Genomic DNA, 24,215 nt, shown 5'->3' on the forward strand with positions numbered 1-24,215 from the left:
AGGTGGATGATTTAGAAAAAATCAATAGAAAATGCTGGATGCTAAATGCTAGAGTAAGCAAGCCTTTTAAAACAGCTTCGGAACAAAAATGTACAAACTTTATGATTTTTTACCCTCTGGAAATTGCTACAAAATTAGATTGTTGTTAAACCAACTAGGCATCAACTACGAAAAAGTGGAGATTGATATATTAAACAAAGAATCGCGTACTGCAGAGTTTCTTAAAATCAACCCCAATAGTCCTGTTTCGCTTAAGTACTTCAAGTGCATAACCCAATTCTTTGGCCTTACTATTAGGTGTTTTTTTCAAGGAAGTAATCAACTTTTGATGCACACCACCTTTTACCGTTTTATCAACTTCAATTTTTCCAAGGCAGGAGTGGTAAGCGGCATAATAAGCTCTACTGATGGCATTTCTTAGATTAATTTCAATATCATCGGGCAAGTTTTTAGCAAAGATCAAAAATTCTTCTCATTTTTAACCAATTGCTCTAGATCTAAATGATACCGAAAAATCACCCAAATCAAAGTCATCAGCTTTGGCAAATTTTTCAAACAGATCACAATTCATAGCAACTGTCGTCGCCACATCGGTTGATGTTTCGATCCATTTTAAAACCCCATCTTCCACTTGTATTAATCTAACATGGTCCATTTTTACAGAGTAGTTACGGCATACTTCGTCAATGAATTTAGCAGCCTGATAAAGTGAATCAATAGATATACCTAAATCTAAAACCAATTTGGATTCACTTGATATATCTGTGATCAGTATACCGGAATCAACTTTTGCCAATCTATCAGCATACTGGAGTGATTTATCATACAAGCCTAAAAAGTATGAGTTAATCATAATCTCACTTATTAGCTCAGGATTGTTAGGATATAAAAGCAATGCATTTTCAAGGCATAAATTAGCATCATACAGTCGTTTGAGGTGAATTAAAGAAGCATAATAGTTAATATGAAATTCAAACTCTTGACCGTTACGAATAGATAGTTCATGCTTTTTTTTACATACCTCAATATTTCCTTCAAGACAGGCGATCATGCCTAAACACATGTCTGACCTTGCTTGATCAACCTTAGCAAGTTTTTTAGACTCGCGCTTAAATGCAGCTATTTCAAATTCGGAAGGTGTTTTTTCAGAACGTGCAAAACCGGCAAGTCTATCAACAAGCTCCTTGGCAGTTGTTTGAGGTTGCGCAGTCATCTTTCTGATTGTGTGGTTTTTACAAAAAAAATCCAAAAGAATAGCTGGAAATAATGTTTTTAGTTCAGCTGATAATTTATATTTATAGGCAAAGAATACCATATTTCATTTTACTCATCAGTCAATTGTATAGGTATTTCGAATTAATAGATAAAAATCCGTTATTGACTCACATACCGCGTCCGACACTTAACAATATCCCTGACCGTAGACTTACTACACTCAAACTTTTCCGCCAGCTGCTGATAAGTCAACACACCGCCATCACCATACAAATCGCGGATTAATTCGCAATCCGCATCCGATAAAAACACCTTAGGATGGCGCTCTCCACGCGCATGACCAGGTTTAACGGTTTTACTCTGCACCCAGTCTGGGCGGTTCAGTGTAGACCAAGCCACTATCAACCAGTCTGCTTGCGGCCTGCCCAGTACCACTTCGCCGCTATTCAGCAACAATAAACAATCATAATGAATCGGTACCGGATTCGTTTTTGCACGTAACCAAGCTATCATTTAAAACCTCGCAAAAGGGTCGTGGCCGCGGATTGCCTGCTCCCGCGAACGTTGATTAAAATCAGCCGCTGCTTTATTCGTCACCGGCGCTGCAAACGACAAAGCCAGTGCATCGGCCCGATTCGGCGATGCCAGCTTGCGCCGTTTCATATCCTGCTTACTTTCCAACTGTATTTTGCCATCCAGGCGTGGCACCGTTTCCGGGCCGATTAAATCCGCATACAACACCTTATCGTCAGGCAAACAACCACCCGACTTTAACCAGTCGCGCATCAACTTCCACATTTCTGCACGTTTATTCAAGCAACCCGCATCCGCCGCTGCCGAAGCAAACCACACCAAGGTCCAATCTCTACCCAACGTGGTACCCGCCGAAACGATGCCCGTGCCGTAACCCGCATCTACAAACACTGCATCTGCTTGCTGCTCATCCTCATCCCGCGCCAGAATGTTAGCGATATGAATATCGTTATCATTCTTGGGTATAACCCGTAAAATCTTGAACAGTAAACCTTGGCGTAAACCAATCACCAATTCATCATCACCTTCCCAGGCCGGATCACAAGTCAGAATTTTTGGCGCAAAATTAAACTGTTCCTGGCGTAATTCTCGCCCCAACGCGGCATCCACATCGGCAGTGGCAATAAACTGTTTGGCCGATAGGCTGGGAAACAACCCGCGCACCCTGATTTTTACAAAGTCGCTGTCCACGCCATAATCGTCCAGCCATTGTTGCAGTTGTCTTTTATTGGTGATGGCCACATTGCGCGAATCAATTTGTCGGCAAATCCAACGATGGCGCTGACCATGAAAACAACGATGAAAATCACCACTATTACGTGTTGGATTTCCAAATTTAAAAAACATAGGCTCGCCATCAGTCAAACCACCTTCAGCCACTTCGGCAATGGCATCCGGTATGGCAGAGGCTTCGTCAAACAAGTAAAAAGGCGTGGAATCTGCCGCATGTAAACCGGCAAAAGCTTCGGCGTTTTCCTCCCGACAAGTTTGTGCAGATACCTGCCAGGATTCAGGATGATCTACATGACACATCTTCATGGCGCCTTTACCTGTGCTGATTTTCCACCATTCGCGGGTAACCGATTTTTTCGCCCACTTGCTGATTTCTGCCCAGGTTTTGCTGGATAACTGCTCCGCAGTATTCGCGGTGACAATGCCTTTGGCAAATGGCCGGGTCGACATTATCCAGTTAACTATCCAGGCGGTCATGGCACTCTTTCCCACACCATGCCCAGATGCTACCGTCATGCGAATCGCGTCCACCGCATGTACGCCATCAAAATTACGTTGTTTAACCTGCGCGCCTAATTCATCCAAAAACTCACAGGCCCAAACATCCGGGCCAAAACGGCAATTGAAGCGGCGCTGATAAGGTGCGGTTAAAGGCACAATCTGCAGGGCAGGGTCAGTGTCCCAGGGGAATGCGTACAAGACAAACCCCAACGGATCGGCATAGAACTTTGCCATCCACTCAGCCAACTCAATCTGTGCGGATGCGTTCACGTGCGGCCTTAATTAATTCAGAAACAGGCGTGGATAGTTCCAGTTTATCTTTCAACATACCCAGATGTCGGGCAGCCAACTCCAGTTGCTTGCCTTTATCCCAAAATTTAATTTCCTTACACTCGCCGATCACATTCCCTTCGCTGTCTTTTATTTCATGTACTTTTATCGAAGAAATGGCCGCCGCCACCTCATCCGGCCAGTCTTGAATGGCAAGCAGGGCACCGTTTGCCGCAAATGCACGGCGTGGATCATTAAATGCCAAACGCGCAATTTCTAACACCACCCGGTTTTGATCCAGTGCCAATTGCTGCGCACGCTTTGCCATTTTTTCCGCAATTTGTGCCTGAACAAGGGGAGACAGACACAACTGATAACCACGATCACTGGCACGCTTAACGCAATAACCCGCTCGTATAGCTGCTTGCGTGGCGTTTAGATCAATCAAATATTCGTCAATAAATAGCTGTTGTTTTTTAGAGAGTGGCATAAAAGTTTATACGGTTGATATAAACCAATTGTATCTGATTAATGGTTTATATCAACCGTTTTAGTGTGGATGAGTTTGGCAAGGCAAGGCTGTTAATGCGGCTAGCCGAAAAGTCAGCTGATAGTTACAAAAATAGGTGAGCATAGCGGCGATTAGCGCGTAAATCAGTCGCTATGGCCTTAAAGAGGCTAAGGTTGATCTGTAGCCAGCAAGAGTATGCCGTGCCAGTGTAAATTTCACTCAATGTGACGTGCTAATTTATGATATAAAGACTCTTCAGAGTAATTAAATTAGGCAAATAGTAATCAAGCTTATGCCCCCTGTCTTGTCAGCCGTAAAGTTCACAAGTATAGCTAATATCTCTAAAGGATAACGGCCAGATCAGCGTTATCTTTTAGGTTTTAAAAGTGCTGACGCATTAGCACACTGTTTAACTGAAGCCAAACCCGCTACAAGTAACGGATACATACAAATTATTGGAAAATATAAGTTAATGTCAAACCACTTCCTTAAGAATATTGAAATCAATCAATACAAATGCTTCAATGGCCTGGAAGCCAAAGGTTTTAAGCGTATTAATCTAGTTAGCGGTAAAAACAATATTGGTAAAACCGCTTTTATGGAAGCTTGTTTTATTAATCTGTATGCTAAAGATATCAAGTATTTATTGATTGGTCTCATTACCGTAAAAGCCATGCGCGAAAAAAGAAATATTACTGGCGGTATCGATGCCGAGTGCGCGCGTAGTTTTTTAGAATATATAAAAGACATTAAACTCAGCTCCAATATTAATAAACAGTTTTTAGCCATTAAAGAAAATAACGAAATCAAAGCCTACTTTGGCACTATTAATGACAGCGTGGTTAACATTGCAGCCAATAAAATAGAATTTGATAGTTATCAGCATGTTGGTACATTTAATTTTATAGAAAGCTCAGGCTGGTCGGATGCCAAACTGGCACAAGCCTATCATTTCATTCAGAAACAGGATAAAGAAGCCGAATTAAATCATTTAATTAACGCTTTTGATCACAGCATACTTAATTTTAAAGTCATCGGCGATAAACCGCAGTGCTGCGTGGCCGAGTCGGGCAAGCGAGAATACCGCGACATTGTGGAATTTGGCGAAGGTTTACGTCACTTTATTACCCTGGTGTGTGGTATTTGTGCCAATCGTAATGGTTATTTGTTTATAGACGAAATTGATAAAGGCGTGCACTACAGTAAGCTAGATAAACTCTCAGAATTAGTATTCAGCATTTCCAAACAATGTAATTGTCAGATATTTGCTACCACCCATTCTCAGCAAATGCTAGAGTCTTACGCACGCATGTGTCAAAAACTTCAAGAATCTGATGTTAGCTATACAACCTTAATCAAAAACACGCAAAACAAAGTCAAAGCCATGACTCTGGATTACGAAATGCTCACCGATATTATTTTTGACCAAGGCTACAAGGTTAAATAAACGCAAATACCCCAAGATTAGGTGGCTGCTATGTCTGGCAGTTAGTTATTAATTTTAGCTAATTGACCTCTGATGTATGCTATTGGTGATCAAGTATGTTGATTTATCACTATTGCACCCACATAGTATCAGGTAAATATTTATAGGATGTGTCTACGTCAGGAGGCGCATCAATCTCGAAAACGATGCACTTCGCTTCGTTCTGCACATCTACAGTCCATTGATTGAATTATAAAAAACCACACAGAATAGTTACGATGACTAAGTTATTTGATAAACTGAGTTCGGCTTGGTCAAAAACCTTTACCTAGGCTCAGTGTACCTACAGCTAAAACCGCAAACAAAGGTGCCTGCTTTGTTGGTTTACTGGATTAGGGAACTCTATTCAAACTTTTTAGATACCTTATTTTTTTTCAGCCAGCTATCACCGTTAAATTTTGCTATTTAATTCTTTATTCTTGGTCTTGATAGCTGATAGACTCTACTTAAATTGCGGTTTATAGACTAATAATTGAGTCATTTATTCCTTAAAAAATGAACAGTACCGAATCAATACTAAAGCAGCAGAAAGCCAGATCATGGCTGGCTTTGCGAAAAAAAATACAACTCTACATCGGGTTTGCTGCGCTGTGGGTAACAGTTAGCTATCTGATAAGCGTGTATGTGCTGCATTTTTCTGACATTGTTACGTTTTTTTCATGTCTCAACATAACCTTGTTTATGATACTCAGTTCGCTAGTGCTCTATAGCGGGTTAAATGAGGTTTTTGCTCGGCATAACAAGCAAATTGACAAGCTTAAGCAAAGTGAAGAAACTTTGCTCAGTGTGCTGAACGGCAGCCAATTAGGCTTTTGGGATTGGCATCTTACCCGCAACGAGGTCAAACGCAATGCCACATGGGCAGAAATGTTAGGCTTTCATTTTAAAGAAATTAATGAAACCACCCAGCAATGGTCCGATTTTGTGCATCCGCAAGATCGAGAAGCCGCCTGCGCATCCATTGAAGCAGCACTAAAAGGTATCACTAGCGAACACCAACTGATGTATCGCATGAAAACCAAATCCGGTGCCTATAAATGGATACTGGATCGGGCGCGAGTTGTGGAACGAGACGAATACGGCAATGCTGTGCGTATGAGCGGTACACATACCGATGTGGATGCCTTAAAAAAAACCGAACAAGCACTGCAAGCCAGCGAACAACGCTTTCGTGGTATTTTCGAAAACGCAGCAGTGGGTATTGCACAAGTGAATAGCGAGGGTAGTTTCCAGCTGGTCAATACAACCTTCTGCCACATTACTGGCTATAGTCATGATGAATTAATGTACAACATTAAATATTTTCAGGCCATTACCCATCCCGACGATCTGGGGCAGGACATTCATCTGTTTAAACAATTAATGAATGGAACGTTGAAACAATATGAACTGGAAAAACGCTATCTGTGCAAAGATGGTTCTATAGCCTGGGTAAACTTATCGGTAGCGGCGTTACTGGATGAACAAGGCAGTATTTCCAGCATCAGCTCAGTGCAAGATATTACCCAGCAAAAGAGTTTACAAACCGAACTCGAATATCGGGCGCATATTGATTTCCTCACCGAAATTGCCAATCGCCGTTATTTTATAGAACTGGCTGAGAGAGAACTGGCCAGAACCCGGCGTTATCAGCAATCACTGGCCTTAATTATGCTGGATCTGGATTTTTTTAAACGCGTCAATGACGAATACGGTCACAAAGCCGGTGATAAAGTCTTGCAAATGTTTAGCAGCATTTTACGCAACACCTTTCGCGCCGTGGATGTCATCGGTCGCCTGGGTGGTGAAGAATTCGCCGTACTATTACCACAAACCGATTTGGACGGTGCAGTCGAGCTTGCGCAACGCCTACAAGAAAACATTAACTGTACCGATATGCGCGTCGAGCGAGCAGTATGCTTGCGCATTACGGTATCAATGGGCATTGCCGTATTAACCGAACAAGACACCACTATCGAACAATTACTAAATAAAGCTGACAAACGGCTTTACCAGGCAAAAACACTGGGCCGCAATCGTATCGTGGCCTTAGTCTAGATGCGATTTTCTCCGCTTCTAACCAGTCACTTCGTTTCCCGCAGTATTGCCGCTATACGCTTTTAACAACTGATTGTAATTAAAATCAATGGTCTTATATGTGTGAACAACGTGAAGCGCATCAGTCGCGATTGATGCGCCATCGTATTGAAATAACTGTTACTAAAGCAAGAGGATAATCAGCTTAAGTTAAATAAAGTTAAGCTATTTTACCCCTTTGCTATTCAAATCTTTCGCAAATAACTTATCAGACTGCAAAATATGTTTGGTCAGCCAATCACGCAGAAAATTCATAATTTCAGACGTAATTGCCGCATCCCCAGTATCAAATTTTCTTTTGAAATCACTAACAGCAGCAATAAGCTTTTTGTGTTCCTCTTTATGTGCGGCCTGATTCGGATACTGATGCACACTCATTAGTTTTTCTTCGGTGCCAAAATGGTAAACCGTATAGTCCACCAGTTCATTGAGTATCTTAGCCAATGCTTCCCGGCCCTGACCAATTTGCATGGCATCATTCAGTCGATTTGCCATATCAACCAGTTTTTTATGTTGATCATCAATTTCTGTTACGCCAACGCAAAAAGCGCTAGACCAGTTAAGTAAAGACATGCTCGTCTCCTGTTCTTATTATCAATACAAACCGAGAAGTGGGGGTGGTCATAAACCACTCCGCTTCTCAGAGCTATTAAACCTCAATTATTGTAAGAATAATAAACGTAAAAATATGCTGGGTATTTGGCATAATGCAAAACTGCTATCCCGCAATATGCAAACAGTCTCTGGCGACTTTCTGTTGTAAAAACGGTATTTTAGGGTAAGCAAATATGACTATTGGGTCTGATTTCGAATAAATCAAACAAAGGATTATAGGTGCTGAACAAAATGAAGTGCAGCGGTTGCGATCGACACGCCTCCTTTCGAAAGGAATATATTGCCAGTCGTAGGGTGCGGTGAGGAACGAACCGCACCAAAAGCCATACTCGCCCATATCAAACCCAAATTTTGATCAAGCCCCTTAGGGTTCGGTGAGGAACGAACCGCACCAAAACCTTACTCACCCACCTCAAACTCAAAATTTTGGCCTACATTAGCCCTGTATAAATCCCGCTTTAACAAACCCGGCAAAGACCAACTCTAAAGCCGCAATCTAGGCCACCACTTTACGTTTCTGTTGCGTACCCCATAGCAAAGCAAGGCCAGACAGCATCATAAACCCTACATTTGGCAACGGCGTGGCAACCACTGCCGGTCCCATATCAAATATCTGGTTTTGGCTATAAAAGTTGTTAACATCCTTAGCCGAACTAAAGCTCTGATTAAAATTTTGCATATTAGGATTTGCGACAGGATCATAAGCAATAAAATTATAACCGAATGCAGCGCCAACACTGTTTAAGTGCGCTATAATCTGGATAGTAAAAGTCTCGATAGTACCGTTGATCTTGACGCTTTCACTTTGCGATAAACTCAAGTTACCAACAGCAAAGCCTTTACCCGAAAGGAAGATATTGCCTGTCAAGGGTATCTGGCTGGTATCGATATCAAAACTCACGGTGTCGGTTACTGTAGACACACCGCTTTGAGTGGTTAGATAATTGCCTTCGGCATCGAATTCACCAATAACCACCGATCCGCCATCGGGTAGCGCTGAAGTGGGATAGGTCGGCATGGCTGTGGCATATACAGAGCTGGTCGGTTGTCCGATAAAGTCTGTTTGTATGTTATAGGTCAGGTTTTGATAAAAAGCCGCGCTTTGGCTATCGGCCAAACCGCCCGACACCGTATTGCTGTTGGCGGTAGCAATAATAGCCGGATTAGTCAACGAACTGCGGGCAATACTGGTGGCAGTGGCGTTGCTGTTAACAGCGCTCTGCGCCCAGCCAGTTGCATAAGCACCTTGACTGTCGTTTTCACCCACCATAGAGGCCGTGGCTGTCGCCGTTGCGTTGGCCTGTATGCCATTTGCGCTATTACCTGCATTACCACCAATGGCCTGTGATATCGCTTTAACGCCGGCACCTACATTATTTGATGTTAAGTTAAGGGTCGCCAGCGCATTTCCACCTTTTCCAATCACTCCGCCGTCGGAAGCGCCACCTTGCCCACCGCGCGCGTAGACATACGCATTAAGTTGGCTGGCCTTGCTGTCAGTATAGTTAAGGCTAGAAGAGCCAACGCCACCATCGCCAGCAATATGGGCACCTTGTCCAGAGCCGTAAGAAAAGCCGCCATTTCCACCGGTCGCGCGTTGAGATAAGGTCAGCATACCGCTTGTCGAGCCGCTCACCACATTACTGACCACAGAATCAGCGCCACCCCCGCCATCAATACCATGATAGGCAGCGCCACCGTTGCCGCCCGTTTGTGTGGCAGAGACAGAGACTGTGCCAGTATCCGATTGGCCATAGGCACTCACTACTACACCCTTAGCGGCATTACCGCCCGCACCAATGATACCCGTGCCAGCGCTGCCGCCGTCGGCGGAAACCGTAACATCCATGCTATGGTCAAGACTGGTAATGCCACTGGCCTGCGCGACCCCGTTAGCACCATCAGCGCCACCCATATTACCACTACCACCGTTACCGCCAGAGCCAACCACATTCAGCAAACCATTGCCGCCCAGTTTAACAGTGCTGGATGCAAAAGCCACATCACCCAAACCACCTTTAAAATAGGTAGAATTCCCACCATTGGCAGCGAGGGCAGTGGTATGAATATTGGTTGATGCAGCGTTATATTCGGTCCAATCCTGGATGGAATTAACATAACCACCCTTACCGCCATAGGCATACACCGAACTGCCGCCAGCGCCAGAAAGTGCGTATTGAGTCAAATTAACTATATCGCCGGCTACAACCTGATTGGGATGTAACAGGGAAGCCGTAACGCTAATGATATCCAGGTTTTGGCCGTCGCTACCGCTAATACCAACATCTATTCCAGCTAAACCTGTTGATCCCGTAATCGAGTAGGGTATGGTATAGATCTGCGCTTGCGCCGTTATGCTATTAAACAGCATTGCCGATGCCATTAATGTCAGGGTTTTGCCGCAATGGCTCTTGGTTTTTTTTGCAAGAATCTGATTAATCATGGTTTTCCTGGTGATTCGGGTAGTCGGAGTCAGGGCATTATCGCCATTGTAAAAATCGTAGGTAAAGGCTGTCGTTCAATCGAGACCATTACAAATAACGATCTCCTTATCCAGAGTGCCTAAGCACTTAAGTAGCATGGCAGCACTCTATGCATAATGTCCAAAAGGATACCAGACGAAGTCCACTGCGTCAAGTCCAAATTAAGCTCACCTTATACCACCGCAATACCACACCAGACTAGCCATTCAGCCCTTAAAACATCACGATTTATAGCGGCTGTTACTAATCAAGTTTGCTTTTCACAGACTCGTATTTCAATTCCATTGGTCACCCGCTGGTTTCTCCTAAAAACCTTATAAAATTGAATTGATTTGACAAATACAAATGAGAATGGTTATCATTATTTCTAATTCATTGATATAAACGAGGCATTAGCATGTTTTGCAAACCCCAGGCCAGTTGGCTACCGTATTGTTGTGGCTGGTTAGCATTGCTTATAACAGCCCCTGTCTGCGCCGATGTGGATCCTTTCGAGTTTCAGGTCTATGGCTACCAAACCCAAGGCAAGGGCAATGTCGATCCAGAATTGCTGAGCAGTTATATCGTTTCAGGTCATGCAGAAGGGCAGGGCGGAACATCACCCACCTATGCCAGTCAGAGCATGATGCGATACGCGGTGGAACTGGAATACGGTATAACCGACAAGTTCGATTTTGCCTACTACCTCAATCTGGCCAAACCCGATGCACAAGATCTGCAATATGCGGGTTCCAAATTCCGGTTTCGAGGCCGCTTTGCAGAAGCAGGCGAGTTACCCGTTGATCTGGGTTGGTACAGCGAAATTGAATGGTGGAGTTCCAAATTCAATGATGATCAGGTAGAGGGCGAATTCATGCTCACTATGCAAAAAGACATAGGCGACTGGACTTTCATTATCAACGCTCCAGATATTGATAAAGTTATGATAGGCGACAACCACAAAGAAGTATTCGAAGTCGGATATCGCGGCGAAGCCAGCTATCAAATGAGCGAATTGACCCGGCTGGGTCTGCAAATCTATGGCGCACCCGGCAAAGTTAACGACATTACCCCCATAGGCCAACAACAGCACTATGTAGTGCCAACTGTACACACAGTGTTATTTGATACCCTACGTTCCTCGCTGGGTTTGGGTTTTGGATTAACCGAAGGCTCCGATTTATTCTTCCTGAAAGCAAACTTCCATTTCGGTGGCGATCTTCACGAACGAATCTATGATTAATGGATATTTATTGAGTACAGTACAGGTGTTATAGCTATTTTGGAGGTGTAGAGTATTTTTACCCACATTTAACCCTCCCTGTAGCCATTGTTATTAATTTAAAACGAAAGCGTGTTTTCCCTGATGCTGTAAAACATTGTGACAAAACCCAAATCCATTAACAACCCGTAGTGATCGTGGTGATTACAGGACTGTATCTTACGTTATATAAAGCCTGCAAATACGATACACTACAGTTGGCTGGGGTTCGTGCGCTGGAGAGGCTGAACACCGTAGTATAAATATTCGGCGTGGATATGGTAAATCCACTGGTACTTAAGGTAGTGTCTATTTCGTCTACACCAATATCGTCACCCGCGTCTGGCCAGCCATAATTCAACCAAAGCCACTGGTTGTTAATATAAATATGTAGTTGATCATTTTTAAGATTGCAACTGGGAGTTGCTGCACACAAAACATTATAGTTGTTAGCGGCAGATTGAATTGCCCCGGCCAGTGCATTAACCGAATTGATTTTGGCCGAAGTGTCCACGTTAAGTATTTTGGGTAAGGCTGTAGCCGCAAGAATGCCGAGAATGACAATTGCAAGTACCAGTTCAATTAAGGTAAATCCAGTTTGAAATTTCCGCAATTATCCCATTTATTTTCTCAAAACTTTGTTTAGTCAATTTTATTAAGGTTAAATAACGTTAGTTAAATATAATTGAAGTAAGTGTAAATACAAGTTACAAAGCCTTTGCAGCCTCGGTGCGGTGAGGTCACGAACCGCACCAAAAGCCTTACTCACCCCCATCAAACTCAAAATTTTAATCAAGATTACACCAAACCAAGGCAAACTCGGCCACATAACCCAACCTAAACCCAAAAAAATTAAACCGAGCCAGACGCATCTCGCTGGAGCAACTTAGACGCATAGAGTACAATTGTCCAATTTCCGCTTTACATATATCGAGGTCTCTCATGCCACAATATCGTTCCCGCACCACCACCCATGGCCGTAATATGGCAGGCGCACGCGCCCTCTGGCGGGCTACTGGCATGAAAGAAGGCGATTTCAACAAACCCATCATCGCCATCGCCAACTCCTTTACACAATTTGTACCCGGACATGTGCATTTAAAAGACATGGGGCAACTCGTGGCGCGCGAAATCGAAAAAGTCGGCGGCGTGGCAAAAGAATTTAACACTATCGCCGTGGATGATGGCATCGCCATGGGCCACAGCGGTATGCTGTACTCGCTACCCAGCCGCGACCTGATAGCCGACAGCGTGGAATACATGGTCAACGCCCACTGTGCCGATGCCTTGGTGTGTATTTCCAATTGCGACAAAATCACCCCCGGCATGTTGATGGCCGCATTACGTTTAAACATACCCGTCATCTTCGTCTCCGGCGGCCCCATGGAAGCCGGTAAAGTCAACTGGAACGGTCAAACTCGAAAATTGGATTTAGTCGATGCCATGGTAGAAGCCGCTGATGACAAAATCAGCGATGAACAAGTGGCTGCCGTGGAGCGCTCTGCTTGCCCCACCTGCGGTTCCTGCTCGGGCATGTTTACCGCCAATTCCATGAACTGTCTGACCGAAGCCCTAGGCTTATCTTTACCCGGCAATGGCTCTTTGCTGGCTACCCATGCCGACAGAGAACAGTTGTTTTTAAGTGCCGGTCGTCGCATCGTAGAACTGGCCAAACGCCATTATGAACAAGACGATTACGCGGTACTGCCACGTAATATTGCCACCTTTGCCGCCTTTGAAAATGCCATGAGTCTGGATGTGGCTATGGGTGGCTCTACCAATACCGTGTTGCATCTATTGGCCGCCGCTCACGAAGCGGGCGTCAATTTCACCATGGCCGATATCGATGTTATTTCCCGCCGCGTACCGTGTTTATCCAAAGTTGCACCCGCTACACAAAAGTACCACATGGAAGACGTACACCGGGCTGGTGGTGTTATGCGTATTTTAGGCGAACTAGATCGTGCCGGCCTGATCAATCGTGATGTACCCACCGTGTATGCCGCTAACATGGCAGCCGCGCTAGAAGAGTGGGATATTCTGCGAACCACAGACGATGCGGTAAAAACTTTCTACCAAGCTGCACCAGGTGGCATAGCCACCACCGTAGCGTTTTCACAATCCATGCGCTATGCTAGCCTGGATGACGACCGCGCCGAAGGCTGTATACGCGACAAAGCCCATGCTTATTCGCAAGATGGCGGTCTGGCCGTATTGTACGGCAACATTGCTTTAGAAGGTTGTATCGTCAAAACCGCAGGTGTCGATGACAGCGCACTTAAATTTACCGGACGCGCCCGTATTTTCGAAAGCCAGGACGATGCGGTTGCAGGTATTTTAAGCGACAAAATCGTTGCGGGTGATGTAGTGGTTATCCGCTACGAAGGCCCCAAAGGTGGCCCAGGCATGCAAGAAATGTTGTATCCCACCAGCTACCTCAAATCAAAAGGTTTAGGAAAAGTGTGCGCCTTACTCACAGACGGTCGTTTTTCAGGCGGCACCTCAGGACTTTCCATCGGCCACGCCTCACCAGAAGCGGCAGAGGGCGGTGCCATAGGCTTAGTAGAAGAGGGCGACACTATCGAAATTGATATACCCAACCGCAGCATAAATTTGGCCGTGTCAGCAGAAACCCTGCAAAGCCGCCGTCAGGCCATGGACACCAAAGGTACCGCCGCCTGGAAACCGGTCAATCGGGATAGAACCGTTTCCGCCGCCTTACGTGCCTATGCCGCCATGACCACCTCCGCCGCCAAAGGTGCTGTCAGAGACGTATCACAAGTCGAAAGAAACTAAGCTCCGTAGGGTGCGGTGAGGAAACGAACCGCACCATAAAGCTTTAATTTCTGCCATTAATCTCAAAATTTTGCTTTGCATTACCCCAATACCCATAGTGGGTTAGTTGAGAAGCTCTAACTCGTTTATCCAGAGGAAAGCCACCGTGTCACAATACGGCTTCGCCTATTACGACCTATAGCAGCTTATCGTGTGGGTAGAAACAAATGCAACTGTCACCCATGTCAGCGTTAATGACTATATCTATTATCACAGTCAGCAGCACAATAACGATACTGTGCTAGGGCGGATTCCAAACAGGCAAGTTCACTTTCAAGGTTATCCCTAGCCACACAGTCATTTAGAAATTCTGTATTAAGGTCTTGATCGCATCCCAACATACATAACTCATGGTCAGTACTGCCAGTTCCGCCACCACCGCCGCCACTAACACCGCCGCCGCCACTAGTATCACCACTATCGATGCTACCATCACAACTAGCGTTTTCAGGCGCACACCATCCATTTGACATTTCCATTGCATTTACAAATGGTGACATAAATAGGGAAGCCAGTAGCAGCATTGTATATTTTTTCATGACAAGACTCCGATTTTAAAATGATATTAATCCCGGTAAAGTTTGAGACTACCGGATTTTTTAAAAATAGACACAAGCCAAGTCCATTGCGCATAACAATGCAAAAGTAACTAGGCTGACTCATTTTATAAATACAGATTTTTTAAAAATATCAATAAATTAACATTATTTATGCGTTATTTTTCACAAGATGGCTGGCTTGATATACCGTATACTAAGGAGCCGACAAAAAACCAATACCTTTAGTTTTAGCCAGTGTAGCCACGATTAGTGTAAGTAATCGTGGGAATGAAAAGCGTAGTGTGCGGTGAGGTCACGAACCGCACCCCAAAGCCTTAATCGCAGCCATCTAGCTCAAAATTTTGGTTTACATTACCCCAATCCCCATGGTCAAAGGCCACCGTGTTGCATTAAGGCTACACCGATTGCGACCTATACTGGCTAATCCCCAAGGCATTAAAAAACAACATTAACTATTATCCTCACCTAATCTCCCTCTCATCATTTGCATTTGCGTCTACACTTAAAGCTTGCTAACTGCTTTAATAAACCGGCAAATGATAGCTTCCGATGATGATTACACCCTAATAAAACCCCGGCCAGAGGATGATAAAACCGTGCTACGTTCACGGCATTATCCAACCCCCGTCACCGAAAACGCCGCAGACAGCGAACAGTTCGAAAAATTTTCTGGTGATTATTCCCTGCGTGGCGCAGTAGGCGAGGGCGGGGTAGGCCGGGTATTACTGGGTTTTGATGAACGCATCGGCCGCGAAGTGGCCATCAAAGAAATGCTCGATCAAGCCGCACATCAGGACGAATCGCTTAGCAGCCGTTTCCTGCGCGAGGCACGCATTACCGGACGCCTGGAACATCCGGGTATTGTGCCCGTTTACGATCTAGGTACAAAAGAGAGTGGCGCTCCCTACTACGTCATGCGTTTGGTGCGTGGCGACACTCTGGCTAAAAAACTTAACGCCTGCAATCAATGTCCGGCCCCCGAACAGGCACTAGCGCAGCGGTTAGGTTTATTAGACAGATTAATCGATGTGTGTGAAGCCATCGCCTACGCGCATTCCAAAGGCATTATCCATCGCGACATCAAACCGGGCAATATCGTCTTAGGGCCATTTGGCGAAACCATCGTGCTGGACTGGGGCTTAGCCAAGGTCGAAAACGAAGCCGACAACCTTACCCCACAACAACCCAGTCAGCAGGATAATCCAGAACTAACCTGTATCGGCGATATATTGGGCACGCCAGCCTATATGGCTCCAGAACAGGCCGATCCAAGTTTCGGCCAAGTGGATGCACGTTCCGATGTGTTTGCTTTAGGTTGCATGCTTTATTATTTGCTGGTTGGGCATCCACCCTTACGTGGCAGCACCGATGATATTCTGGCGCAATTAAGCAGTACCCAGCCCATGCCTCTAACCCGGCATCCCAAATTAGCATTACCGCCAGAGTTAACCGCCATTTGCGATAAAGCACTGCAAAAAAATCCCAGCCTACGCTTTGCCAATGCCGCCTTACTGGCCGAAGAATTATGTGCCTACCGAGACGGGCGCTTAGTGAATACCTACGCCTATTCACCCGCCGAACTATTGCGGCGTTTTATCGCCCGTAACCGCATTGCACTGCTGGCAGCACTGGCAGTATTGATCGCCATACTCATCGGTGCCGGGCTGGCCTTTAAATTTGGTGTAGAAGCCCAACAAGCCCGGCAACTGGCCGAGACAGAAAGCGAAAACGTAAAACGCGAAAAGCACAAAGTAGAAACCGCACTGGCGGAGGTCACTCGCATCTCCAATACCAACCTCACCGCAGCAGATCATATTGCCAGCCTGATTCGGCAGCGTTTGGCAACCCTGCAACAAGGGCAGACACAACTGGCAGCTAGTCTGCACAACGTTAATCCCGGCCCAAAGCTGACTAAGGCACTGGCTGTGCTGCTTGAACAATCCGCTGGTGTGGAAAGTATCGCTGCCAGTCAGGCACCGGGGCGCATTATGGCGGTGGTGCCAGATAAATATCGACACGCCATCGGTGCCGATACCTCGCAATTGGAACACAATATTTTAACCCTGCAAACCGGCCAGCCGGTACTCAGTCGCGTGTATATGGCTCCAGAAGGCTTTGCCGCCGTCACACTGGTGGTACCTGTTAAGCAGGGCCAGCAAGTAACAGGCTTCATTGCAGCACGTATACAAGCTGCCGAGTTTTTAGGCGGCTTATTGGCAGAAGACCAACATACTGCGCAACGCGATATCTGGGTAGTGCAAGACGATGGACTAATTTTGTACGACAACAATCCTGATGAAATTGGCCGCAATCTGTTTCGCGAAGACCGTTACTTGCAAATCCCAGAGCTGCGCCAACTATCCCAACAAATAGCCAAGCAGGAAGCAGGGGTCGGCTATTATGAAAATCAGTCCGCAGCCGAAGCCGAAACCTCCCACCGCATCGCCTCCTGGGAAACCTTACGCCCCACCGAAAATCGCGCCTGGAAAGTCGTGGTACTCGAAGCCTGGTGATATTACGCAAGTATAATGCTAACCAAAATACCTATAACCCAAGCGAACTATATTATTTAAACTAATAGCCGTAGCCTGTAGGGTGCGGTGAGGCCACGAACCGCACCAAAAAGCCTTAATCGCCACCATCAACCTCAATTGTTGGTTGGCACATCTACGGCCTTGCCAGTTCTACCCAGATCACTTGTCTTGGATGAATGCCACCTTAATCGTCACTGTCATCGGCCGCGGCGGCTTAGCCATCGGGGCTGAGCTCTGTGCTGCTCGTATGGCCTGTTCATCAAGCTGTGCCGAACCGCTGCTCAGGTAAATGGACAACGAACCTGGCAGAATGTCGCCGCTCTCGGTAATGGTAAAGCGGATTGTAGGGGCGCCTACGTTACCAATGTCACGCGCGTCATCTGGATAGTCCAGATGATTCTGGATCTCCCGTTTAAGACCAGCAAGATACGCGCGGATCAGGCTTGCTTCGGATTCGCGCGGCTTTAAAATTTGTTGCATCTGCGGCGATTCAGACCCCAAAGGCGCCGTATTGCCAATTACGGGCGGCGTAGCGCTTAACGCCTGCTGCTCCGATTGTGGTTGTGGTTCAGGCTTAGTCTTTTCCGGCCTAGCCATTGCCTTTACCGGATTCGAGGCCTTGTGGACGCGCGTCATCATCTTTTTGGCCGCTTTCTGCGTGCTGCTAGGACTGACCTCTCCCTGCTGCTTCTGTTCGACCTGGCGGGTACTCACCATACCAATCAACTCGACCACTAACTCTTCACGTTGCGGCGGCTTGCTCTGGTTTTTGCCTAATATACCAATAGCCACAACTGTATGCAGCCCCAGTGAAGCTGCCATGCTGAGTAGGACACAACGATATTCAAATACCAACGATTTTATCCCTGCCACTAGTTGTATCTCTTCATTTCCTAAGCTCACCTAGGGTGCAGCACATTCAAGTCCGGTGTCTGCCATGCTATTCTTGTCGACGTCTATTTAATCGACTCAGAACGCCAGACCAACCTGCGCTCGCAGACGGTAAGTCTCTTCGCTTGTCACGGCAACTGGGATAGGTCCAATACTATGCGCGAACTGGACCAGCGAATTGAAAGATCCCCAGCCTGCGTAGTAACCTATACCTACGTCGGACAGTTGGATATGACTCACCTGCGTAAAACCGGCATGCTCTGCATAGACCCCGCCGGTGTCGGCGAACACCCCTGCCGAATGCTTAATGCTGCCCCATACCGGCAGGCTGTAGCGTAGCTCAGTTCCGACCATAAAGCCGTTGTCGCCGCTGATCGTCTCGCGGTAAACCTTAACGCCGACGCAGCTGCTGCAGGTCAGGTACATCTGCTCGATGGGATCGAGATTTTTGTTTATCAACGCTTTTTGCATGCTAAGTGTAGCGTTCAGACTCCATAACGGAGTCAGCGAGATTATGCTAGAAAAATCAAAATTGAAACGCGCATAATCCCCTACAGTATTGACACCAGCTTTGTTGAAAACCTTTCGCTCAGGGTCGTTGTAGTCCAGATTACCGTAGGTGAAGGCTCCCGTCAGGTTGTGATATACCCCCATATTGAATAAAGAACCCCACTGCTCATGGCGCACAGTCATATTGGCGGTTTGCGCCTCTCTAGCAGTAATGAACCCAGATACGCCGACAGTATCGCGCAACAACTTCTTTGCTAGCCCCAGCGATAGATACAGGCTTTCTTCGCGGCTACGTAGCAGCGGATAACTCAGCGACGACTCGAAATAATAGGCTGTGCCTGTCGCATCGAGTTTGGCATAGTTGGAGCCTAGTTGGTAGGTTGTTACCGAAGCAGAGATTTGTGCCCGAAGACCGTTGTCCAGCAACGGGAAGTTGTATGACGTACTGCCATTGACCAGCCCGGTACCGTCGCTGACCAGCCCGCGAACGTTAAGCTGATCGGCAAAGCCTAATGGCGAATTCAAGGATGTCCCACCACTCAGCCGATACTCACCGGTGTATCGTGACCCCAAGTTGTCGCCCTGCAGATAACCTTGTACTCGCTTGTCTTTAGGTACCTCAATGCCGAAATCCGAGGTACCGAACAACTTGCCCCGCGTGATCGTAAGTTTGGGCATGGCTGCACCGGGCAGGTCGTCGATGAGCAGCATGGCGCGCTCCAACTCGGCCCTCGATACCGCATTATCCCCTTGTAGCGAAGCGAAATTACCGAGCAGCAAATCGTCACCGACCAGTGATTGGTTGTCGAGCGTGAACTTGCCATATTTTCCGACGATAATTCGGATAGTCAGCACCCCCGAAGTGGCGTCTTGCTTTGGCACAATGGCTCGCGCTACCAAGTAGCCCCGGCTGCGATAAAGCGCGGTGAGTTTGGCGGCAGCTTCCTGAATCTCGGTCATGCCAAGCGAGCGCCCTTTATAAGGGGCCAGTTCCGCTTGCAATTCGGCCTCGGGAATGAATTCGCTGTCTTCAATGCGGAACTCACGCACCATCAAACTCTCACCTTTGGACAGTACCAGTGGACGCGTTTCTTGCTCGATGATTTCCGGCTCGGGTGCCTCGTGCGGTGTAAGGCTACGTAGCGGTTGCGCATCTTTGACAGCCTCGCCCGCGCCATAGTTAGGCACCACTGGAGGCGCGGCCTGCACTGCTGCGGAACCTATAAAGCTTAAAATCGGTACAAAAAGTAGTAGTCGGCAATTTGCAATGGAGTCAGAGCGAAAAAAACGGTTCATTTGCTTAGTTTTGATAACTAAAAACTGGAAAAAAAGGCCAGAAAGCGGATCAAAATCATCACTATGCCTGTGGATGCCGATTACGTTACAGAGGCATCTTGACTGTTGATTCATAGTTTGTCCCTATAAATATAATGCGAGTCTATGAGGTATCTCTCACGGGTCAACAGTAAGTCGACGCCAATCTAATTTTAATGATTTAGTTTTTACCCTGTTTTTTATCCTCCTCGTCTAAGTCATAAATCACGCCATCGACTTCAATACTTTGCACATGTGCCGAATAACTAGAGGGCTCGATGGAAACAATGTTATTGTCAATAGAGGGTGGCGCTGAGTCTGGCAAGGGGGAGGCGAGGGCGCTGGAATCCGCATAGCGTTGAACCTCCGCCATCCGCGCCGATCCCAACTGTGATGCTGTACTGGCCACAGTGGCTTGCGTGGCCGATTGATCCAGTGCTGCCACGTCGCCCCGCTGTGTAATAGACTGATTGGCCAGGGCTTGAGCCTGGGCTCGCGCGTCAGTTGCGTACTTTGCCTGAGACGACGGCTGCCACCCCTGGGTAGTTGACGGCTGTGTGGCCGTCGTATTGGTAGCACCCACATTTGAAGGGGGTACATCACCACTGCCGCCAACGCCAGAATTCTGGCCGGTGGTCGCCGAGTTGAAGGTATTTCCGGTTAAAACGCCGAAGTTGCCGCCGGCGAAGCCACCGACATTATACGAATTGTCCGCGTAAGTATGCCCAAACGCGGATGAATTATTGACCCCGTCGTCATTTCGCCCCACAAAGCCACCGACATTGCCGAAACCTCCTTGGTCCGGACCGCCGACTACTTGAGCATTTACGGATGATGACGAGGACGAGTCGCTGATGAGGGCAGTGGTACCCGAGGTAAAACCGGAATTCACACCGGCGAATCCGCCAATGTTAGCGAGGGAGATTGGAAAGCCTAGGGGTGTTTGTGCCACGACATTGACCGGTCCGCTCGACGATGAGCTGCTAATATGGAAGTGGTTAGTGCCGACGAAGCCACCGAAGCCGGTGTCGTCTACTGGATTGACCGCAGCGTTATAATTTGTGAACTTCAGGTTCACTGCACCCTTTGCGTATGACCCAATAATGACGCCGTCCAAGGGGGCAGTGCCGTATGAGTCATTGATGCCCGCGAAACCGCCGACGTACCAAACATCCTTTGTCGTCACATCCACATTCGCCCCGGACCGATAAATAATTCCCAGGTTATACCCGACCAAGCCGCCGACATAATTCACATTATGAAGACTTCCAAATGAGTCTGTAACCGCTGTCGCGTTTACCGCACCGCTCGCATAGGCATTGCTAATAGAACCGCCGTAGTTGTAACCGACCAAAGAACCGACCTTGTCATACGCTCCCGTCACATTGATATTGACCAGATTGATGTTGCTGACAGAACTTCCAGCGACGATCATTCCGAACAAGCCAGTGCCATATTGTTGTTGCTGCTGATTGATAGTCAGGTCCCTGATGGCGTGGCCAAGCCCTTCCAGGGCAGATGGCACGTAATTCAAGGCGGCATCGACACCGCCGAGCTGAAGTACCGGTACCTGAGAAAAGGCTGTGGAGGGTGCGGTCAGATCAGTGGACAGGGCATAAAAGCCGATGCCTCCATTCGCATCAATAATGCTCATATCATGCGCGCCCGATGCACCAATGCTGGTGATCAGCGTGTACTGATGGTCGTTGATAGTCAGAGGGTTAGTGGCAGTATTGTTAGTGAAATCGATTCTGCCCACGAACTCCTGTCGCGTGCTGTCAAAAAGCGGGTTGATGCCCCCTAATGGCGTGCCGTAGGTAGGCGTCGGAACCCCGTTGGCATCGGTGCTGGTATCTATGCCGGTGTTATAGGTCGCTACCAGTCGCGCATTGTCGCTCGCCGTCATCACCGCATTCAGATTGATGAACTTGGCTGCATTGAGACTCAGAACGCCGTCGGACCAACTCACGGCATCGTTGACGTTGATGTTATTGCCGGCGAAGGTCCTGGTGCCTGGCGTTGTCCAGAATTGCGGCGCATTGAAGTTGACATTGCCAGCGGCGGTCGCGGTCAAGGTTGCTACATTGGCGGAGGACTGCGCGTTGAAATTGACGTCTGCCCCGGCACTCAGCGTGAGACCGCCGTTCGCACCAGTGATCGGCGCATTGATGTTGATGCTATGGGTTGCAGTCAGTCCAAGAGTGGTGTTGGCCGACCAGTTCACCAGGTCGTTGACATTGATGTCACCGTTATTGCCCCCGCCTTGAGTTGAGGCGAAGTTAATGTTATTTAAGTTGAGAGCGTTGCTGATCGCCGCACCTGTTATGTCGCCACCGGCCTTAGCGATGGTAAAGCCATCTGGGTCGATGAACCAGTGACCGGTCTTGCCAGCCGCCGCCTGGGTCGTAATGCGCGCGCTGCTGGCAATCTCCACCTTATCGCCGCTGGTCTCGATAAAACCGCCGTCGCCGCCGTTAGGCGCCGAAGCGTCCAGTGTGCCGCTGATATGGGCGCTACCGCCATAGGCATGTGCGACGATCTCCCCCTTGAGATCGCCAAGGGTATGCGCCTCTATCAGCCCAGTGTTGTTCACCTGACTGGTTAGCAGTTCATCAGCCGCACGGGCGGTAAGGAAAACCTTGCCACCGTCTGCATAGATTGCCTGCCGGTTTTCCACCAGCGCATTAAGCACGCCCTGGTCTATACTGACGTTAAGCAGTGAGTCACCGTTAAAGTTGAGAGTGATCTGCTCACCAGCACTTAGCGCAACCGTACCGCGGGTGGCGACAATAACACCCTGATTAAGTGCTTCCTTGCCCAGCAGTGCTACATAACCGCCGTTAGCCGCGCTGATGGTGCCCATGTTGATCACCGATCCGCTGCCGCTGCTTTCCTGAAAGACATAGTGCCCGGTTTCAAAATCTTTGTTGCTAATGTCCATCGTGCTCGCTACCAGTCCGGCGGCGTTGACACTACTGCCTTTGGTGAACAGTATTCCATTCGAATTGATTAGAAATATCTGTCCATTGGCGTTGAGCGCTCCGTCGATAACGCTTCGTTCATTACCCAGTACCCGGTTGAGGGTGATTGACGATGAGTCAGGCTGATAGAAATTGACCGATTCACCACTACCCACAGAGAAGCCCTGCCAGTTGATCACCGCCTCCGACGTGTGCTGGGTGATGTTGGTTGCCGTGCCTGATTGGACAATCTGAGCGTTGCCGCTGGTGACTACTCCGTCTATGGGGGCCGCCAGCAGCGCATAGGGGCTTATTGCTAGGGTAGTCGAAATGGCAAGAACAAGTTTAGGGTGCGAGAATGGTTCGCACAAGAGCTGGATTACAATCATGATTTTATCCACCCTTGTTATTACATTTTGTAAATAACACAATATGTGCCAATTGTTTACCAGTGAAATGCTCCGTTACTACGACCAGTAACGCCCAGATTAAAGCCTTATCATGCAACATAACTGTAATACCCCGTGTTTTTGATTGCTATAACTCAACTTTCTCTAAAAGTATTAAAAGTAATGAGCGCGATAAACCAACTCGACAATATGGAAAATAAATGCACCAGGTCTATCATTACAACCGCTTTTATTCGAATTCGTTATCTTCAGCTGTATATAACGATAGCGCTAACCTCACTTGTTCGTCAACGAATTATTGGTGTTGAAAATACGACAAAACTATTTCGTAATAGGCAACAATTACTGTTCACCCCAAAAACCTCTAGTTTGAACTTGGAATGACGTAAATTTGTATCTGATGATTAAAAAAAAGACGTTAGTCCGGGTAAACTCAGTATTTTGTTATCGGTAATAGAACTTGAATTTAGCGTAATGACTGGTGACTGGTATTAATGTTATTTACTATCTTAATATCGGCATTAAATGTCTGCTTTAT

General features: G+C 47.1%; 17 protein-coding genes. 5 read left to right on the forward strand and 12 right to left on the reverse strand.

What is annotated here, in order from left to right; translation table 11 throughout:
- Window positions 1-190: 190 nt before the first annotated feature.
- From ABH008_RS10155 to ABH008_RS10175, 5 genes are read right to left on the reverse strand one after another with little or no spacing between them, the layout of a single operon-like run.
- Entirely contained in the window at window positions 191-463 is a 273-nt protein-coding gene (locus ABH008_RS10155; protein ID WP_347989742.1) for a hypothetical protein, read from the reverse strand.
- A 15-nt stretch (window positions 464-478) separates the two neighbouring features.
- Window positions 479-1,315, reverse strand: coding sequence for a hypothetical protein (locus tag ABH008_RS10160; RefSeq protein WP_347989743.1), 837 nt, complete (start codon window positions 1,313-1,315; stop codon window positions 479-481).
- A 59-nt stretch (window positions 1,316-1,374) separates the two neighbouring features.
- Window positions 1,375-1,728, reverse strand: a complete 354-nt coding sequence (locus ABH008_RS10165; protein WP_347989744.1) for a hypothetical protein — start codon at window positions 1,726-1,728, stop codon at window positions 1,375-1,377.
- Window positions 1,729-3,252, reverse strand: coding sequence for a hypothetical protein (locus tag ABH008_RS10170; RefSeq protein WP_347989745.1), 1,524 nt, complete (start codon window positions 3,250-3,252; stop codon window positions 1,729-1,731).
- Entirely contained in the window at window positions 3,230-3,742 is a 513-nt protein-coding gene (locus ABH008_RS10175; RefSeq protein WP_347989746.1) for a terminase small subunit, read from the reverse strand. The genes ABH008_RS10170 and ABH008_RS10175 overlap by 23 nt, the downstream gene beginning before the upstream one ends.
- Window positions 3,743-4,235: 493 nt before the next feature.
- On the opposite strand from ABH008_RS10175, the gene ABH008_RS10180 reads away from it, so the two are divergent.
- Together ABH008_RS10180 and ABH008_RS10185 are read left to right on the forward strand one after the other, a co-directional pair.
- Entirely contained in the window at window positions 4,236-5,210 is a 975-nt protein-coding gene (locus ABH008_RS10180) for an AAA family ATPase (protein ID WP_347989747.1), read from the forward strand.
- A 534-nt stretch (window positions 5,211-5,744) separates the two neighbouring features.
- Entirely contained in the window at window positions 5,745-7,286 is a 1,542-nt protein-coding gene (locus ABH008_RS10185; RefSeq protein WP_347989748.1) for a diguanylate cyclase, read from the forward strand.
- Window positions 7,287-7,490: 204 nt separating this feature from the next.
- Here the strand turns inward: ABH008_RS10185 and ABH008_RS10190 are convergent, their stop codons facing one another.
- Window positions 7,491-7,898, reverse strand: a complete 408-nt coding sequence (locus ABH008_RS10190; protein WP_347989749.1) for a bacteriohemerythrin — start codon at window positions 7,896-7,898, stop codon at window positions 7,491-7,493.
- Between the two features lie 538 nt (window positions 7,899-8,436).
- Window positions 8,437-10,383, reverse strand: a complete 1,947-nt coding sequence (locus ABH008_RS10195) for a hypothetical protein (RefSeq protein WP_347989750.1) — start codon at window positions 10,381-10,383, stop codon at window positions 8,437-8,439.
- A gap of 437 nt (window positions 10,384-10,820) precedes the next feature.
- On the opposite strand from ABH008_RS10195, the gene ABH008_RS10200 reads away from it, so the two are divergent.
- Window positions 10,821-11,645: a hypothetical protein gene (locus ABH008_RS10200; protein WP_347989751.1), complete on the forward strand. Its 825-nt coding sequence runs from the start codon at window positions 10,821-10,823 to the stop codon at window positions 11,643-11,645.
- A gap of 157 nt (window positions 11,646-11,802) precedes the next feature.
- Here the strand turns inward: ABH008_RS10200 and ABH008_RS10205 are convergent, their stop codons facing one another.
- Window positions 11,803-12,276 carry a type II secretion system protein gene (locus ABH008_RS10205; protein ID WP_347989752.1) on the reverse strand — a complete coding sequence of 158 codons (474 nt, stop codon included), beginning with the start codon at window positions 12,274-12,276 and terminating at the stop codon, window positions 11,803-11,805.
- Between the two features lie 329 nt (window positions 12,277-12,605).
- Between ABH008_RS10205 and ilvD the strand changes: the two genes are divergently transcribed.
- Entirely contained in the window at window positions 12,606-14,459 is a 1,854-nt protein-coding gene (ilvD, locus tag ABH008_RS10210; protein WP_347989753.1) for a dihydroxy-acid dehydratase, read from the forward strand.
- A 230-nt stretch (window positions 14,460-14,689) separates the two neighbouring features.
- Here ilvD and ABH008_RS10215 read toward each other — a convergent pair whose 3' ends face one another.
- Window positions 14,690-15,037 carry a hypothetical protein gene (locus tag ABH008_RS10215; protein ID WP_347989754.1) on the reverse strand — a complete coding sequence of 116 codons (348 nt, stop codon included), beginning with the start codon at window positions 15,035-15,037 and terminating at the stop codon, window positions 14,690-14,692.
- 557 nt (window positions 15,038-15,594) lie between these two features.
- Between ABH008_RS10215 and ABH008_RS10220 the strand changes: the two genes are divergently transcribed.
- Window positions 15,595-17,571: a serine/threonine protein kinase gene (locus ABH008_RS10220; RefSeq protein ID WP_347989755.1), complete on the forward strand. Its 1,977-nt coding sequence runs from the start codon at window positions 15,595-15,597 to the stop codon at window positions 17,569-17,571.
- A gap of 180 nt (window positions 17,572-17,751) precedes the next feature.
- Here the strand turns inward: ABH008_RS10220 and ABH008_RS10225 are convergent, their stop codons facing one another.
- From ABH008_RS10225 to ABH008_RS10235, 3 genes are all read right to left on the reverse strand, one after another.
- Window positions 17,752-18,414, reverse strand: coding sequence for a TonB family protein (locus ABH008_RS10225; protein WP_347989756.1), 663 nt, complete (start codon window positions 18,412-18,414; stop codon window positions 17,752-17,754).
- A gap of 147 nt (window positions 18,415-18,561) precedes the next feature.
- Complete coding sequence (locus ABH008_RS10230; RefSeq protein WP_347989757.1) at window positions 18,562-20,403, reverse strand: ShlB/FhaC/HecB family hemolysin secretion/activation protein; 1,842 nt, start codon at window positions 20,401-20,403, stop codon at window positions 18,562-18,564.
- A gap of 85 nt (window positions 20,404-20,488) precedes the next feature.
- The gene (locus ABH008_RS10235) at window positions 20,489-23,656 is read right to left on the reverse strand and encodes a filamentous hemagglutinin N-terminal domain-containing protein (RefSeq protein WP_347989758.1); all 3,168 of its coding nucleotides are present in this window, start codon (window positions 23,654-23,656) and stop codon (window positions 20,489-20,491) included.
- Between the last annotated feature and the right edge of the window lie 559 nt (window positions 23,657-24,215).

The sequence above is a fragment of the Methylomonas sp. AM2-LC genome (assembly GCF_039904985.1).
Taxonomy (GTDB): Bacteria; Pseudomonadota; Gammaproteobacteria; order Methylococcales; family Methylomonadaceae; genus Methylomonas.

Excerpts from the sequence above, each read along its gene's own strand:
- ABH008_RS10225 (WP_347989756.1), bottom strand. The coding sequence starts at position 18,414 with ATGGCAGCTTCACTGGGGCTGCATACAGTTGTGGCTATTGGTATATTA.
- ABH008_RS10160 (WP_347989743.1), bottom strand. The coding sequence starts at position 1,315 with ATGGTATTCTTTGCCTATAAATATAAATTATCAGCTGAACTAAAAACA.
- ABH008_RS10165 (WP_347989744.1), bottom strand. The coding sequence starts at position 1,728 with ATGATAGCTTGGTTACGTGCAAAAACGAATCCGGTACCGATTCATTAT.
- ABH008_RS10230 (WP_347989757.1), bottom strand. The coding sequence starts at position 20,403 with ATGAATCAACAGTCAAGATGCCTCTGTAACGTAATCGGCATCCACAGG.
- ABH008_RS10190 (WP_347989749.1), bottom strand. The coding sequence starts at position 7,898 with ATGTCTTTACTTAACTGGTCTAGCGCTTTTTGCGTTGGCGTAACAGAA.
- ABH008_RS10215 (WP_347989754.1), bottom strand. The coding sequence starts at position 15,037 with ATGAAAAAATATACAATGCTGCTACTGGCTTCCCTATTTATGTCACCA.
- ABH008_RS10195 (WP_347989750.1), bottom strand. The coding sequence starts at position 10,383 with ATGATTAATCAGATTCTTGCAAAAAAAACCAAGAGCCATTGCGGCAAA.
- ABH008_RS10180 (WP_347989747.1), top strand. The coding sequence starts at position 4,236 with ATGTCAAACCACTTCCTTAAGAATATTGAAATCAATCAATACAAATGC.
- ilvD (WP_347989753.1), top strand. The coding sequence starts at position 12,606 with ATGCCACAATATCGTTCCCGCACCACCACCCATGGCCGTAATATGGCA.
- ABH008_RS10200 (WP_347989751.1), top strand. The coding sequence starts at position 10,821 with ATGTTTTGCAAACCCCAGGCCAGTTGGCTACCGTATTGTTGTGGCTGG.
- ABH008_RS10235 (WP_347989758.1), bottom strand. The coding sequence starts at position 23,656 with ATGATTGTAATCCAGCTCTTGTGCGAACCATTCTCGCACCCTAAACTT.
- ABH008_RS10175 (WP_347989746.1), bottom strand. The coding sequence starts at position 3,742 with ATGCCACTCTCTAAAAAACAACAGCTATTTATTGACGAATATTTGATT.
- ABH008_RS10220 (WP_347989755.1), top strand. The coding sequence starts at position 15,595 with ATGATAGCTTCCGATGATGATTACACCCTAATAAAACCCCGGCCAGAG.
- ABH008_RS10185 (WP_347989748.1), top strand. The coding sequence starts at position 5,745 with ATGAACAGTACCGAATCAATACTAAAGCAGCAGAAAGCCAGATCATGG.